12 protein-coding genes are annotated in these 15176 nt (G+C 66.4%); 8 read left to right on the top strand and 4 right to left on the bottom strand.

All coding sequences use genetic code 11. The features are described from left to right. The first annotated feature begins 27 nt into the window (after window positions 1-27). The 7 genes from gyrB (at window position 28) to A3M7_RS0100100 (ending at window position 8934) form a co-directional block, all read left to right on the top strand. Entirely contained in the window at window positions 28-2463 is a 2436-nt protein-coding gene (gene gyrB, locus A3M7_RS0100130; protein WP_027542077.1) for a DNA topoisomerase (ATP-hydrolyzing) subunit B, read from the top strand. 273 nt (window positions 2464-2736) lie between these two features. Beyond that, window positions 2737-3204, top strand: coding sequence for a hypothetical protein (locus tag A3M7_RS0100125; protein WP_027542076.1), 468 nt, complete (start codon window positions 2737-2739; stop codon window positions 3202-3204). Window positions 3205-3444: 240 nt separating this feature from the next. After that, entirely contained in the window at window positions 3445-4740 is a 1296-nt protein-coding gene (murA, locus tag A3M7_RS0100120; RefSeq protein ID WP_027542075.1) for a UDP-N-acetylglucosamine 1-carboxyvinyltransferase, read from the top strand. A 273-nt stretch (window positions 4741-5013) separates the two neighbouring features. Then, complete coding sequence (locus tag A3M7_RS0100115) at window positions 5014-6408, top strand: MATE family efflux transporter (protein WP_027542074.1); 1395 nt, start codon at window positions 5014-5016, stop codon at window positions 6406-6408. Continuing rightward, window positions 6408-6890 (top strand): DUF2867 domain-containing protein, encoded by a 483-nt coding sequence (locus A3M7_RS0100110; RefSeq protein WP_027542073.1) that lies wholly within the window; start codon window positions 6408-6410, stop codon window positions 6888-6890. Before A3M7_RS0100115 ends, A3M7_RS0100110 begins: the two co-directional genes overlap by 1 nt. Then, on the top strand, window positions 6887-7537 hold the full coding sequence (locus A3M7_RS0100105) for a 2-hydroxychromene-2-carboxylate isomerase (protein WP_027542072.1): 651 nt from the start codon (window positions 6887-6889) through the stop codon (window positions 7535-7537). The genes A3M7_RS0100110 and A3M7_RS0100105 overlap by 4 nt, the downstream gene beginning before the upstream one ends. Window positions 7538-7617: 80 nt before the next feature. Continuing rightward, window positions 7618-8934 (top strand): SMI1/KNR4 family protein, encoded by a 1317-nt coding sequence (locus A3M7_RS0100100; RefSeq protein ID WP_027542071.1) that lies wholly within the window; start codon window positions 7618-7620, stop codon window positions 8932-8934. A gap of 131 nt (window positions 8935-9065) precedes the next feature. Here the strand turns inward: A3M7_RS0100100 and A3M7_RS0100095 are convergent, their stop codons facing one another. Next, window positions 9066-9383: a VOC family protein gene (locus tag A3M7_RS0100095; RefSeq protein WP_245284180.1), complete on the bottom strand. Its 318-nt coding sequence runs from the start codon at window positions 9381-9383 to the stop codon at window positions 9066-9068. A gap of 87 nt (window positions 9384-9470) precedes the next feature. Beyond that, window positions 9471-10586 carry an aromatic acid exporter family protein gene (locus tag A3M7_RS0100090; protein ID WP_027542070.1) on the bottom strand — a complete coding sequence of 372 codons (1116 nt, stop codon included), beginning with the start codon at window positions 10584-10586 and terminating at the stop codon, window positions 9471-9473. Window positions 10587-10710: 124 nt separating this feature from the next. Between A3M7_RS0100090 and A3M7_RS0100085 the strand changes: the two genes are divergently transcribed. Beyond that, a complete protein-coding gene (locus A3M7_RS0100085) occupies window positions 10711-12078 on the top strand; it encodes an MmgE/PrpD family protein (protein ID WP_027542069.1) in 1368 nt (455 codons plus the stop codon). Window positions 12079-12258: 180 nt separating this feature from the next. On the opposite strand, the gene A3M7_RS0100080 is transcribed toward A3M7_RS0100085, so the two are convergent. Both A3M7_RS0100080 and A3M7_RS0100075 read right to left on the bottom strand, forming a co-directional pair. Next, complete coding sequence (locus tag A3M7_RS0100080) at window positions 12259-13686, bottom strand: serine hydrolase (protein ID WP_027542068.1); 1428 nt, start codon at window positions 13684-13686, stop codon at window positions 12259-12261. Window positions 13687-13831: 145 nt separating this feature from the next. Next, complete coding sequence (locus A3M7_RS0100075) at window positions 13832-14893, bottom strand: helix-turn-helix domain-containing protein (protein WP_027542067.1); 1062 nt, start codon at window positions 14891-14893, stop codon at window positions 13832-13834. Window positions 14894-15176 lie beyond the last annotated feature (283 nt).

Below are 15176 nucleotides of genomic sequence, written 5' to 3'. Positions count from 1 at the left end.
ATTCGGGCGACATCTCGAAGGCCTCTCATGACAGAACCTGCTCGGCAGACGCCTGCCGAAAACGAACCCTCAAATCCGAGCGATTACGGGGCGGAATCGATCCGCGTGCTCAAGGGTCTCGATGCCGTGCGCAAGCGCCCGGGCATGTATATCGGCGACACCGACGACGGCTCGGGCCTGCACCACATGGTGTACGAGGTCGTCGACAACGCGATCGACGAAGCGCTTGCCGGCCACGCCACGCGCGTCGATGTCGTGCTCAATGCCGACAATTCCGTCACCGTGCGCGACGATGGCCGCGGCATTCCCGTCGACATCCACAAGGGTGAAGGCATCTCGGCGGCCGAGGTCATCATGACCCAGCTCCATGCCGGCGGAAAGTTCGACCAGAACTCCTACAAGGTCTCCGGCGGCCTGCACGGCGTCGGCGTCTCGGTCGTGAATGCGCTGTCGAGCAAGCTCGGCCTGCGCATCTGGCGCGACAACAAGGAGCACTACATCGAGTTCGCCCATGGCGATGCGGTCGCACCGCTGGTGGTGGTCGGCGACGCGCCGGGCAAGCGCGGCACCGAGGTGACGTTCCTGGCCTCGGGCGAGACCTTCAAGAACATCGAATATGATTTCGCCACGCTCGAGCATCGCCTGCGCGAGCTCGCTTTCCTCAACTCCGGCGTCAACATCGCCCTCTCCGACATGCGCCACGCGGTCGAGAAGCGCGAGGAGATGCACTATTCCGGCGGCGTCGAGGAATTCGTCAAATATCTCGACCGCAACAAGAAGGCGATCGTGCCGGCGCCGATCATGGTGCGCGCGGAAGCCAACGGCATCGGCGTCGAGGCAGCACTTTGGTGGAACGACAGCTACCACGAGAACGTGCTGTGCTTCACCAACAACATCCCGCAGCGCGACGGCGGCACCCATCTCGCCGGTTTCCGCGGCGCGCTGACGCGCCAGGTCAACGGCTATGCCGAGGCCAATGCGAAGAAGGAAAAGATCGCGCTGACCGGCGACGATTGCCGCGAAGGCCTCACCGCCGTTTTGTCGGTGAAGGTGCCCGATCCGAAGTTCTCGTCGCAGACCAAGGACAAGCTGGTGTCCTCGGAAGTGCGTCCCGTGGTCGAGAACGTGCTCAACGAGGCGCTCCAGGCCTGGTTCGAGGAGCACCCTAGCGAAGCCAAGATGATCGTCGGCAAGGTGATCCAGGCCGCGGCCGCCCGCGAAGCCGCGCGAAAGGCGCGCGAGCTGACGCGCAAGAGCCCGCTCTCGGTCTCCTCGCTGCCCGGCAAGCTCGCCGACTGCCAGGAAAAGGATCCGGCCAAGTCTGAACTCTTCATCGTCGAGGGCGACTCGGCAGGCGGCAGCGCCAAGCAGGGCCGCAACCGCGAATTCCAGGCGGTGCTGCCGCTGCGCGGCAAGATCCTCAACGTGGAACGCGTGCGTCCCGACAAGATGCTGGGAAGCGAGCAGATCGGCACGCTGATCACCGCGCTCGGCACCGGCATCAGCGACGAGTTCTCGATCGACAAGCTGCGCTATCACAAGATCATCGTGATGACGGACGCCGACGTCGACGGCGCCCACATCCGCACGCTGCTGCTGACCTTCTTCTACCGGCAGATGCGCGACATCATCGACGGCGGCTATCTCTACATCGCCCAGCCGCCGCTCTATAAGGTCTCCAAAGGCAAGTCCGAGCAGTATCTAAAGGACGAGCGGGCGCTGGAAGACTATCTGATCGACGCCGGCCTCGACGACTGCGTGTACATTCCCGGCACCGGCGGCGACCGCACCGGCCGCGATCTCCGCTCGCTGGTCGACGACGCCCGCGCCGTCCGCAGCATCCTGCGCAACCTGCACAGCCGCTATAATCGCAGGGTCGTCGAGCAGGCGGCCATCACGGGCGTGCTGAACAAGGCGATCTACGGCGATCCCGAGAAGGCCGCCGCAGCCGCCCAGTACATCGCGAGCCGGCTGGACAGCCAGGCCGAGGAGGTCGAGCGCGGCTGGGTCGGGCAATACGTCGAAGGCCAGGGCTTCCTGTTCGAGCGCACGGTGCGCGGCGTCAAGGAAGCCGCCGTTATCGACGATGCCTTCCTCGGCTCGGCCGAGGCCCGCAAGCTCGACGAGTACACGCCGAAACTCCAGGACGTCTATGCCCGCTCCGGCAAGCTGCGGCGGAAGGACAGCGAGCAGATGGTCCACGGCCCGTCCGACCTGTTCGAGGCGGTGACCGAGGCCGGCCGCAAGGGCATCTCGCTCCAGCGCTACAAAGGTCTCGGCGAGATGAACCCGGAGCAGCTCTGGGAGACGACGCTCGACACCGAGGCGCGCTCGCTGCTCCAGGTGAAGGTCAAGGAGGTCGACGAGGCCGACGACATCTTCACCAAGCTGATGGGCGACGTGGTCGAGCCGCGCCGCGACTTCATCCAGGAACATTCGCTGAGCGCGACGATCGATATCTGAGGCCGATGGCCTTGGACGGTCGTCATGCCCGGGCTTGTCCCGCCTGCGCGGCCGAAGCCGCTTCGGCGAGGCGAAGGCCCGGGCATCCACGTTCTCGTCGCCGCACGAAGATCGTGGATGGCCGGGACATAGGCGAGCGGAAGCGACGCCGTCCTTCGGACGGCTATGCCCGGCCATGACGCTATGGAAACACGTCGGCTGAACCTCACCACCCGCCATCGCGACGAAACGGCATGAACCCGCAAGGCCATTCCGGCCGGGAAGCGCCGTGCCATGACCAGTTCTGCGACCGCCAGTTCGGCCCTGCCCTCCCGCCGTCTCGGCGTGATCGGCAGCATCGTCGGCGTGCTGGCGCTGATCGCGGCCGTGCTGCCGCACTGGGTCGTGCCCGTGATCTATCCGCCGCCGCCGGCGGACCAGGTCATCGTCGACACCGGGCACCGCCTCAAGGACCGCCTGATCGCGCGTGTCAAGGGCACCGAGTATCACGCCCCGCCCCGCGAGAAATCGACGGGCAGCCAGCTCAGGGAGGCATCCTCGATCGGTGCGATCTCGCTTAGCCTGCTCGCGATCCTGCTCGCCGTCCTCGCGCTGGTGTTTCGCGAGGAGAGGCTGCTGGCGGGCGTGGCGGCCGCGCTCGGGACCGGCGCCATCGCCATCGAGATATCCTTCCTGGCCATGGGCGTGCTGATGCTGATCGTGATCCTTTATGTGGTGGCGAATATCATCGGGCTATTCTGAGCGCCCGCGGCTACGAGCATCCAGCCTCATCCTGAGGAGCCCGCGAAGCGGGCGTCTCGAAGGATGGCCGCAGGCGAGAGCGGGGCCTTCCATGGTTCGAGACGCGCGTTCCGCGCTCCTCACCATGAGGGTCTGGTCGCCACTGGCGCGGGCGGACCCCGGCCAGCGCAATTGCTCCCGCGCTCAATTCTCTGTAGTTTCCGCCCGAAACAGCCCACCCAACAGGACAGCGAGAACCCAGTGGCGCCCATCCAGTACATCGTCGAGGGCGGTCACCGGCTCTCGGGCTCGATCGAGCCGTCCGGCAACAAGAATTCAGCGCTGCCGATCATCGCCGCCGCCCTGCTCACCGAGCATCCGGTGACGCTGGAGAACGTGCCGCGGATCCGCGACACCGAGACGCTGGTCGAGCTGATCCGCTCGGTCGGCGCGGCGGCGGAATGGACCGCCCGCAACACGCTTCATATCCATGCCAAGAGCATCCGCGCCGCCGATCTCGACCCCGAGCTCTGCGTGCGCATCCGCGCCTCGATCCTGCTCGCAGGCCCCCTGCTCGCCCGCTGCGGCGAGGTGATGCTGCCGCCGCCCGGCGGCGACGTCATCGGCCGCCGCCGGCTCGACACCCATGTGCTGGCGCTGGAACAGTTGGGGGCCAAAGTCACCGCGACCGACCGGCTCGAATTCCGCGCGCCAAAGCTCGCCGGCGCGGACGTGTTCCTGGACGAGCCGAGCGTCACCGCGACCGAGAACGCGCTGGTGGCGGCGGTCGCCGCCGACGGCGTCACCTATTTGCGCAACGCGGCCTCCGAGCCGCATGTGCAGGACCTCGCCAATTTCCTGGTCGCGCTCGGGGCCAAAATCGAGGGCATCGGCACCAACACCATGATCATCCATGGTCCAGCGACACTGGGCTCCACCACCTACCGGATCCAGCCCGACCATATCGAGGTCGGCTCGCTGATCGGGCTTGCCGCCGTGACGCGCTCGCCGCTTCGCATCGTGCGCGCCGGTGTCGAGCACCTGCGCTCGATCCGCATGGGTTTCGAGCGGCTCGGCATCGTCTGCCGCGTCGAGGGCGACGACCTCATCGTGCCCTCGAACCAGACGCTGAAGATCCAGGACGATTTCGGCGGCCACGTGCCGAAGCTGGAGGACCAGCCCTGGCCGGCCTTCCCCGCCGATCTGATGTCGATCGCGATCGTCACCGCCACGCAATGCGAGGGCGTGATCCTGATGTTCGAGAAGATGTTCGAATCGCGGATGTTCTTCGTCGACAAGCTGATCGCGATGGGCGCGCGTATCGTGCTCTGCGATCCTCATCGCGCCATCATCGCCGGCCCCAGCCGCCTGCGCGGCGCGCCGATGACCTCGCCCGACATCCGCGCCGGCATGGCGATGCTGCTGGCCGCCGTCTGCGCCGAGGGCACCTCGACCATCAACAACGCCGACCAGATCGAGCGCGGCTACGAGCGCATCGAGGAGCGGCTGAACGCGCTGGGCGCGAAGATCAAGCGCGTGCCCGAGCGCAAGGGCTGAGGGCGTCTTTCTTCCCTTCTCCCCTTGCGGGAGAAGGTGGCATAGGCGGCCTACGGCCGCCGTTCTCAAGAACGCCGAAGCGAAGCTTCGGCTACGGCGCCGGATGAGGGGCTCTCTCCGCGAATTCAATTGCGAGTTGGACTCGCGGAGAGAACCCCTCACCCGTCTCGCCGCTCTGCGGCGAGCCACCCTCTCCCACAAGGGGAGAGGGTGAAGAGGCATCTCGCACGCACGAGTCATGTTTTCGACGTGCGGCTGTGTTATTGACCGGCCATGCTCGACACCGTCCAGCCTCGTCCGCAGCCGCAAGCCGGCGTGCCGCAAAACCATCTCGCCGAAGAGTTCGTCGAGACGCTGCGGCTGGCCGTGCCGATGATGCTGACGCAGCTCGGGCAGATCGCGATGATCACGACCGATCTCGCGCTGATCGGGCGGCTCGGCGAGGAGGCGGTCGCGGCGGCCGCGCTGGCGCACACGGTCTATTTCGTCAGCTTCACATTCGGGCTCGGATTGATGGCTGCGGTGTCGCCGCTGGCGGCGCAGGCGTTCGGCGCCGGCGACGTCAGGCGCATCCGCCGCTCGCTGCGTGTCGGCCTGTGGGTCGCGCTGCTGATCTCGCTGCCGATGATGGCCTCGCCGCTCTATGGCGAGCACATCCTGATCGCTCTCGGACAGGTGCCGCAGTCGGCGGCGCTCGCCCAGCGCTATCTGAATGGCCTCGCCTGGGGCATCGCGCCGGCGCTCGGCTTCATCGCGCTGCGCAGCATGATGAGCGCGGTGAACCGGCCGCAGCCGCCGCTGTGGGTCACGGTCGTGGCGATCCCCGTCAATGCCGCGCTGGTCTATGTCCTGATCCATGGCCTGTTCGGCCTGCCGGAGCTCGGCCTGTTCGGCGCGGGGCTTGCGACCACGCTCGTCAACCTCGGCACCTTCCTCGCCGTGCTCGCCATCGCCGCATGGCGAAAGCCATTCGCGGACTATCGCCCGCTCGCCCATCTCTGGCGGATCGACAGGCCGCTGATGCGCCAGCTCATCGCGCTCGGCGCGCCGATCTCGTTTTCCCTGCTGCTGGAATATGGCCTGTTCTCGTCCGCCGCGCTGCTGATGGGATTGATCTCGACCACGGCGCTTGCCGCCCACCAGATCGCGCTTCAGGTCACGGCCGTGCTGTTCATGGTCCCGCTCGGCATCGGCATGGCGGCGACGGTCCGCGTCGGCCATGCCTACGGCCGCGACGACCCGGCCGCGGTGAGGCGTGCGGGCCTCGTCGCGGCGGTGCTTGGCGTAGCGCTGGTCTCGGCCCTGACCGTTGCCATCATCCTCGGCCGCTACGCGCTCGGACGGCTGTTCTTCGGCAGCAGCGAGTCCAGCGCGGCAACGGTCGAGCTGACGGCGACATTGCTGCTGGTCGGCGCGACCTTCTTCATCGCCGACGGCCTCCAGACCATCATGGGCGGCGCACTGCGCGGCATCAATGACACCAGGATGACACTGGTGTTCGCGGCGATCGGCTATTGGTGTGTCGCCTTTCCCATCGCCTGGGTCCTGGCTTTCCACGCCGGGCTGGGCGCGGTCGGCGTCTGGATCGGATTCTCGATCGGCACGTTCGTCTATGCCGGGCTTCTGGTCTTGCGCTTCCAGCGATTGACGCGCAGATTGGGCGCATGATGCCCGTCCGCGAAGTCACCCCCGAGGTCGATGCTGGCGCGCTGCTGGCCGGCGCGCAATTCGTCGACGCGTATCGTGTCGCAATCGGCGCGGCCGGCCTCGATGCGCGGCAGGCCTGCACCCGGATGGTGCTGCACTGGCCGCGCTGGATCAAGGTGCTCGTGGGCTTGCGCAACATCATCGTCGCGCCGTTCGGGCTGAAGACATCGGGCGAAGGCATGCCGGCGCCCGGCGGCATGATCGGCCTGTTTCCGGTGGTCAGCGAGACGCCGGACCGGCTGGTGGCCGGCTTCAACGACTACCACCTCGATTTCCGCCTCGTGGTCGACGTGACCGGTGACGCGGCGGACCAGCAGGTGACGTCGACCACGCTGGTGCGGACGAATAATCTGCTGGGCCGGACCTATCTCGCGCTGATCATGCCCTTCCACAAGCTGGTGGTGCGCAGCATGATGGGAGCGATCGTCGAGCCGGCGCGATGACGCTGTCCGTCGACCTCTTCTACTCCTACCGCAGTCCCTTCAGCTATCTGGCGCTGCCGAAGACGCTGAAGCTCGTCGCGGAGTATGACCTCGCGGTGAACCTGCGACCGGTCTATCCGCTGGCGGTCCGCGTCCCCGGCTTCTTCAAGAAGGCCAGCCCGAACTTCATTCGCTATGTGGTGCTCGACAGCACGCGCGTAGCGCAGCACGAGGGCATTCCATTCCGCTTTCCGAGGCCGGATCCGATCGTGCAGGACAAGACGACGTTCGATGTCGCGGCCGAGCAACCCTACATCCACCGGCTGACCCGGCTGGGCGCGATGGCGCAGTTCGAGGGCCGTTCGCTCGCATTCACCGACGCGATCGCGCGCGTGCTGTGGGACGGCTCGGTGGCGGGCTGGAACGAAGGCGATCATCTCGCCCGCGCCGCCGGGAAGGCGGGCTTCGATCTCGCCGCGATGGATGCTGCGATCAGCGCAGATCCGGATCGTTACGAGCAGATGATCGCGGAGAACGAGAAGGACCATGCCGCCTCCGGCCACTGGGGCGTGCCGACCTTCGTGTTCGAGAACGAGCCGTTCTTCGGCCAGGACCGCATCGACCTGCTGGTCTGGCGCATGGTGGCTAAGGGCCTGACGAAACGCTAGGCCGTGGCCGTGAACCGGTTTCCCTGAAACTGCGACTGAGACGTGGCGCCCCGATCCCGGCGGCGCGTTCGGAGGGTCGCATGTATCTGGCAAAGTTCTTCCACCGCGCACCCGGAGACGACGATCGCGAATTGATGCTGGTCCCGGGCAGCGATCCCATGGTGATCGGCGTTCATATGAACTGGAAGGGCGATCCCGACGCGGACGAATTTCTGCGCAAGGAATTCTCCGGCATTGCCGACGCCGCAGCGGCTTTCCGCCGCCATGTCGCCAAGCTGGTCGCGGCCGGCTATGTCGAAACGGATCAAACCACCTACACGCTGCGCGACCTCGGGCCCAATCCGCGGGCCAAGCCTGACTGGCAGAAGGGGCTCGATGAGCTGATGATCCTGGCGCTCAGCGCGCCGATGGCCGAGCAGGCCGCGCAGCTCGACGCGCTCAAGGGCACGCCGGCCGAACATGAGCCGCTGTATCTCTGGCACGCCGCGCGTCGCGGCTATTCTGCCGGAGACGACGCCGCCCAGACGGTGCGCCTTGCCGAGCAGGCGCGCGACACGCTCCTAGCACGGCGCGCGGCCAAGGAGCCGCATTATGCGTGGTCGATCCACGAGGGCGATCTGGAAGGGCGAATCCTGGAATTGCTCAGCGATGTTTATCTGGAGGCCGACAATCCCGATGCCGCGCTGAAGACGATCGAGCATTTGTGCAAGACCGCCCCGAACCACGCGCGCATCCTCAAGCGCGCCGAGCTGCTCTGCGGCTATTTTCCCGAGCGGCGGGAAGAGGCTTTTGACGACGCCTATCAATGGTCGCGTTTCGGCGGCTACGAGGACATCATGGCATTTCCCGGCTATGAAGACTACGAGGCCCAGCGCAAGGCGGGAACGTCCGCCAAAGGCTGGCGCTGGAAACCCGGCACACCGGCGAGTGAAGCGGACGTGCGCGCAGCGGAGCAGGCATTCGGCGTCCGGCTGCCCGATGACTATCGCAAGTTCCTGCTGACGCGCGGCGAGACCGAATTGCTGGTGCGGCTGCCCAAATCATCGTCCGAGCTTCGCTTCTATGCGCCTGGTGAACTCGCCACGCAGCTTCGCAATGTCCTGGACTTCATTGCCCATTCCGAGGACGAGCTCGAAGAGGCCTGCGCCTATTTCCGCAAGGAATACGGCGTCTCACTGAAACATCTGGTACCGGTCGCCGAGCCGTCGCAGCTCAGCCGCTGCCTGCTGCTCCATGTCGAGCCCGGCGAGCGCTATGGCCGGTGCTTTCAGTGGGATCATGACGGCGCGTGGGAGCTGGAGCAGCCGCAGCCGGGTTTTGACGTTGCGTTGAAGGCGCTGACCGACGGCATCGAGCGGCGCGACGCGGCGCAGCTGGCGTTTTTCGATCTCTCCTGACGCGACGGTAGGGCGTGTTCCCTCGAAGGCGACGCGGTCGCCCGTCAACTTCGCACCGGCTGCCCCACCCCGAGCAAGTTACCTTCGCTGTCGCGAAACCATGCGCCCCGCTCTCCAACACCTTTGCTTGGTTAATTTCCCGCGATCTCGGCAATCCCCTCGACGGTCTTCAAGCCGGGCAGATCGTACTCCTCGAACGCGACTCCCCGCGCGCGAAGCTCGCGTACGGTGACCTCGATATCCTCGACCTCCCACCCCATCTGTGTGTGCGTGTGGGCTTGCATTCCGGCCGAGATGAATATCGCAAACTCGCCCCCCGCGCAGACATAGCGGAGTCCACCCGCACGCTCTTCTATCGGCTCGAGCCCGAGTTTCTCCGAGTAGAATGCCCGAGCGCGGTTCAGGTCTTTTGCCGGAAGCCGGGTTGCCACCTTCGCGTTCCCTAGCATGTTGTCTCCTTTCTTCGTCTCAAGCTCGTTTACTGTTCTACGGCGCTTTGCATTCGGCAGCCGACGCTTTTGAGTACACGCCCAAGCTCACTCCGCCACGCGCGCGGACTTGTCGGTGGAGACTTCCGACCATTCACCGACGACGCGGTCGAGATCGCAGAGGTTCTGGTGCATCTGCTCCAGCGAAAAGCCGATGGCGAAGAAGCGCTCGGCGGTGTCGCCGGAATGGTCGCGGATCAGACCGTCGTGGCGCACCGCGGCAACCGCCTCGGCGTAATGCTGAAGCGCGACATGCACGGGATGGATCGGCGGCGCGCCGACGCCCTCGCGCAAGGCCGCGGCGGCCGAACGCAGGAACCGCGCGATCACGGTCGAGACCTCCGTCAAGGGAGCTGCAAGCCGCATCTGCACCTCGGCCGGCAGCGGCACCACGGTGGCGCGGCCGATCATCACGACGTCATGGCGCAGCCGCAGGACCGTTCGCAGCAAGGGACCGGTGTCGGGCCCGCTCGACAGGCGCGCGGCGCGCTCGCGTTCCGCCTCGGCGCCGATCGCATTGAGACCAACCATCGCCGTGCCGATGCCGTCCTGGATCCGGTGCAGCGCGTCGTTGTCGCGGCCGCGCGTCAGGCCCGCAAGCAGCTCGGTGAAGGCATCCGCGATCAGTTCGAGCAGCGTGGCCGCGCTGGCGCGGATCTGCCGCACCGCGCGCGACGGCAGCACCAGGAATGAGACCAGCAGCCCGGTGATGGCGCCGACCCCGACCTCGCTGACGCGGTCGATCGCCGACGCCAGAGGATCGGAATGATGCATGGTCGGAACCAGCAGCACGATGATCGCGGTCACCGTCGCGGCGTTGAGGCTCGGATTGATCGCGGCCACAAAGGCGAGTGGCGCGACCGCCAGCACCAGCAGCCCCAACAAACCGGCTTCGGTCGAATAGGGGATCAGGATCGCGATGGCGCCGCCATAGATGGCGCCGCCGATCGTGCCGAGCACGTAGTCGCGCGTCGCCTTCAGCGAGCGGCCGACGCTCATCTGGGTCACGATCAGCGAGGTCAGCACGGCCCAGAGCGGCAATAGCAGATGCAGCGCGGTGGCGATCGCATAGGCCGCCACCGCAGCCACCGTGACCCGGATCGCCAGCCCCAGCTGCGTCCGCCGTGATCGGATCCGGTCGAACATCTGTCTTGCGAGTGCCATCGTCGAATGTCCCGGTCCGATCCTCTTGGAGCCTGCCAAAAGCATAGCTGATGCCCGCGGCCCCCAGGCCGCTTGAAAGGCCAAATCGGCCCGCCTAACTTGCGCGCCAAAACGAGGAAACACGATGGCCCACGAAACCGCAACGCTCGCCGCCTATGTCTTCAATCTGAAATACCAGGATATTCCGGCGGAAGTGCTGGACCGCGCCAAGGTGCTGACGCTGGATTTCCTCGGCAGCGCGATCCGGGCCAGAAGCGAAGCGGAATCGACCCCGTCGATCCTGAAGATGCTGGAGGCGCTCGCGCTCGACACCAAGGGCGAGTCCACCGTGTTCGGCGACAGCAAGACCTGGACGCCCGCGGTCGCGGCGCTGCTCAATGGCGCGCTCGGCCATTCCCTCGATTTCGACGACACCCATGCGGATTCCTCGCTGCATCCGAGCGCGCCGGTGGTTCCGGCCGCGTTTGCCGTCGGCGAGATGGTCGGCGCTTCCGGGCGCGAGGTGCTGACCGCGATCGTGGCGGGCTATGAAGTCTGCTGCCGGCTCGGCAACGCCCTCGACCCGACCTCGCATTATGCGCGCGGCTTCCACCCGACCGCGACCGCGGGCACCTACGGCGCGGCGGCCGCGGCCGGAAAACTGTTCGGCCTCAGCGAAACGCAGATCATCGCCGCCTTCGGCGTCTCCGGCAGCCAGGCCGCGGGCTCGCTGCAATTTTTGGTCAACGGCGCCTGGAACAAGCGCTACCAGGTCGGCGCCGCCGCGATGAACGGCGTGATCGCCGCGACGCTGGCGCGCAACGATTTCGTCGGCGCGACCGAATCGGTCGAAGGCAAGCACGGCCTGCTCGCCGGCTACACCGACGACGCGCATCCGGGCAAGGCCGTGGCCGAGCTCGGCAGGACCTATGAGACGATGAAGATCGGCGTGAAGCCGTATCCGAGCTGCCGCTACACCCATGCCGCGATCGACGCGCTGATCGCGATGCGGCGCGAGCACAATCTGACGCCCGACCAGGTCAAGCGCGTCGAGATCGGCCTGCATCGCAACGGCATCACCCTGACCGGCGATGCCGCGACCAAGCGGCATCCGACCTCGATCGTCGGCGGCCAGTTCTCGATGTTCTTCACCGGCGCACTCGCGCTCGACCAGGGCTCGTTCGGCTGGGACGATTACAACCGCCTTGGCGATGCCGCCATCGACGCGCTCGCCGACAAGTTCGACGTGGTGCAGGACGACCGGCTCGAGATCGGCCGCACCCATCCGTTCGGTGCGCGCGTCAGCATCACGACGGACGATGGCGTGCACGAGCGGCTCTATGCCGATCCCTCCGGCGAGCCGAACTCGTTTCCCGATGCGCAGGCGATGCAGCAGAAATTTTTGACGCTGGCACGCCCGGTGCTGAATGCGCGGGCGGAGAAATTCGCGAATGCGATCCTGACGCTGGAGCGGTTCGATCGCGTGGCGAAGGCAACGGAGCTGGGACGGTAGGAGACGTCTGTTTGCCTCTCCCCGCTTGCGGGGAGAGGCCGGAATGCGCGCGAAGCGCGGATCCGGGTGAGGGGGACTCTCCGCGAATCCGTCTTTCACCTCCCTTGCGGAGACTCCCCCTCACCCCAACCCTCTCCCCGCAAGCGGGGCGAGGGAGAAGAGGTGGCGCTCCTCGCTACCTCAGTTCGCCCCCGCCAGCTTCCCCTTCTCGCGCGTTGCGGCCACCACATCGCGCACGAGATCGAACACGCCGTCCGCCTGCGGCGGCCAGTTCGGCGAGCGGCCGAGCCGCACGATCACCAGTCGCTCCGACGGAATCACGATCGTGTACTGCCCGATCGTGCCCTTGGCGAAGAAGGCATCGCGCGGCCAGCCGTGCTCGATTCGAAACCTTGCGCCAAAGCTGTCGCCCTGGTTGGTCCAGAAGCCGGCGCCGATGCCGACCCAGCCGTTCGGCGTGGCGGACGCTGAATAATCCACCCAGCCCTCCGGCAGGATGCGCCTGCCGCCGACAACGCCGTCGTTGAGATAGAGCTGACCGAAGCGCGCCCAGTCGCGCGCGGAGGCCAGCATGTTGCTGGAGCCCTCGATCGTGCCGGCACTGTCGAGCTGAAGCGTGACGCTGTTCATGCCGAGCGGCGCGAACAATTCGCGGCGCGCGAAGGCCAGCGCATCTACGGGCTTGCCGCCCGCGGCGTTGCGGATCAGATGCGCGAGAATGAGAAAATTGCCGTCGTGATAATTCCACGTCGTGCCCGGCGCGGTCGCGAGCGGCGCGCGCTCGGCAAAGCTGGTCATATCGTCCTCGGCGTACTTCATGACGTTGACCGGCTCGAGGGCGGAGCCGAGGGACGCCTCCAATGAACTTCCGAGCGCAATGCCCGCGGTGTGACGCAGCAACTGGTCGACCGTGATGGCATGGTGCGGATCATCGGGATTTTGCCAGGCGGCGATTGGCGCCGGCCCATCCAGCTTCAACTTGCCCTGGCGCACGAGAATGCCTGTCAACGCCGAGATCACCGACTTCGTCATGGAGAAGCCGAGCAGCTGCGTCTCGGGCCCGATGCCATCGGCATAGCGCTCGGCAATGATGCGGCCGGCCCTCATGACGACGATTGCGCGGGTGCGGCGATGAGGCGGCTGCGCGGGCTCGGCGAAGGCGCGGTCGAGCGCGGCTGCCAGGTCCCCGCTTTGCGGCGGAGCGACCCCCGGGCCGGCGATGTCGGGGAGCAGCGCGGGCTGCTTGGCATCAGGCGGCAATGCGACGTCAGTGATCCCCCGGCCGTGCTCGAGGGTGCAGCCGAGCCCCTCGCGATAGACGGCATGGCTGCGGCCGATGCCGAACAGGGACACCGTGACATCCTTACGGGCGCGATCGATCTGCAAACTCATCGCCCAGGTCAGGAGGCTGGTGCCCGGCATCGCGTCGGTGATCTCGGCGAGGTTGCGCTGGGGATCCAGGCCGGAGACGAACGTCTCCGAGCAGAGCGTGTCGGCGATGAAGCCGGTAGCAACCTTGGGCACGTTACGCGCCCGCGCCGCGCCGAGCGCGAGGCCGGCACAGGCGATGGCGGTGGTCAGGAGGACGATCTTGCGGCGACGGGTCACGGGCTTTCTCCGGCTTCGGGGCGTGTGCCGAGAGGAAGTCGGATGCGGGGAATGCGCGCTCGCCGGATTTGGAAATCGGCCTCGTCGAAACTGACCGGGGCTAGCCGATTCTGGAATTATATAGCGATTTCAATAGCCTGAAAATCTAGGCCGCATCGACCTTGAGCCGCCGGTACTCCGTCGGCGTCACGCCGGTGACCGCCTTGAAGGCGCGGTTGAAGGGGCCGAGGGACTGGAAGCCGGCGTCCATCGCAATGGTGATGACGGGGACCTCGGCCTGGGCGGGATCGGCGAGCGCGGCCTTGGCTTCCTCGATGCGGTGGTTGTTCAGGAACACATTGAAGTTGCGATAGCCGAGCCGCTGGTTGATCAACCGGCGCAACCGGTATTCGGGAATTTTCAGCCGGCCCGCCAGCACTCCGATGGTGATGTTCTCCTGACGATAGATCCGTTCGTCCGCCATCAGCCGCATCAGGGCGTCGATGAGCCTTTGGTCGGCGGCATCATCGGCCGCAGGCTGACTGAAAACAATTGGCGGTGCAGGCTCCGCCGCGGCGGGAAACAGATCCGCCCCGTCAACGCGCATCATGGCATAGACGATCGCTGCGACAGTGCCGGCGAGCACGCCGGCACTGATGGTTTCGGCGACATCGCCGACGTGGTGGCCGGCGGCGGCGATCTGGAGCACCGCGTTCAGCCCGCCATAGAGCGCGGTGATGCAGACGATGAAGACACGAACGCGGCGGCGGCGCTCGACCAGGTCGGCCGGCCAGGAGGCGATCATCTGCCCGACCGCAAGCGCGATGAAACCGAGCACGATCAGATTGACCACCGTCACCGAGAACCGCACATGGCCGCTGGGTGCAATCCAGACGCAGCCTGCGAAGCTGAAGGCCGTCACCAGCGCCCAGACCCATCCGTGCCACCAGCGGAGGCGAAACTCGTCGTCGAACAGGGAGCGTGTGAACAGCCAGAACACCACGATGGTGCCGGTCGACAACGCGATCAGCGGTGCATGCCAGAGCGGGATCCGCGACGTGACATCCACCGAATAGCTCGCCGCATGCGCGGCCGAGCCCAGCGCAAAGGCCGCGCCGAGCCGAGCTGCGAGCACTTTGCGAAAGTCCTGCAACAACGACGCCGCCAGCATCAGCAGCAGCGCGACGCTGGCGGCGCGAAAGGCGAGCTCGAGGGCGGCAAGTGTCATCGGGCGATGCGAACAGTCTCGGATGAAATCAGCCGAACATCGTTCCTTGCGTCGGCTTTTTCAAGGACCATCCGCACCTCAGCTGTCATCGCCCGGCTTGACNGGGNGATCCAGTACTCCGAGATGGTCGTGGCTGAGCCGAGAGGCCGCGGCGTACTGGATCGCCCGCCCCAGTGCGCAAGCGCGCACAAGGCGGGCGATGACAGCGGAATGTGTGGCGCTATTGCCCGCGACGTCTGGGCCCGGCTTTGTCGCGACGGCAATGTGAAATCCTGCTACTATC

Origin of the sequence: Bradyrhizobium sp. WSM2254 (assembly GCF_000472645.1) — a bacterium.
GTDB lineage: Bacteria > Pseudomonadota > Alphaproteobacteria > Rhizobiales > Xanthobacteraceae > Bradyrhizobium > Bradyrhizobium niftali.
Note: the sequence above shows the minus strand (reverse complement) of the source record. Positions and strands in the feature narration are given on the sequence as shown.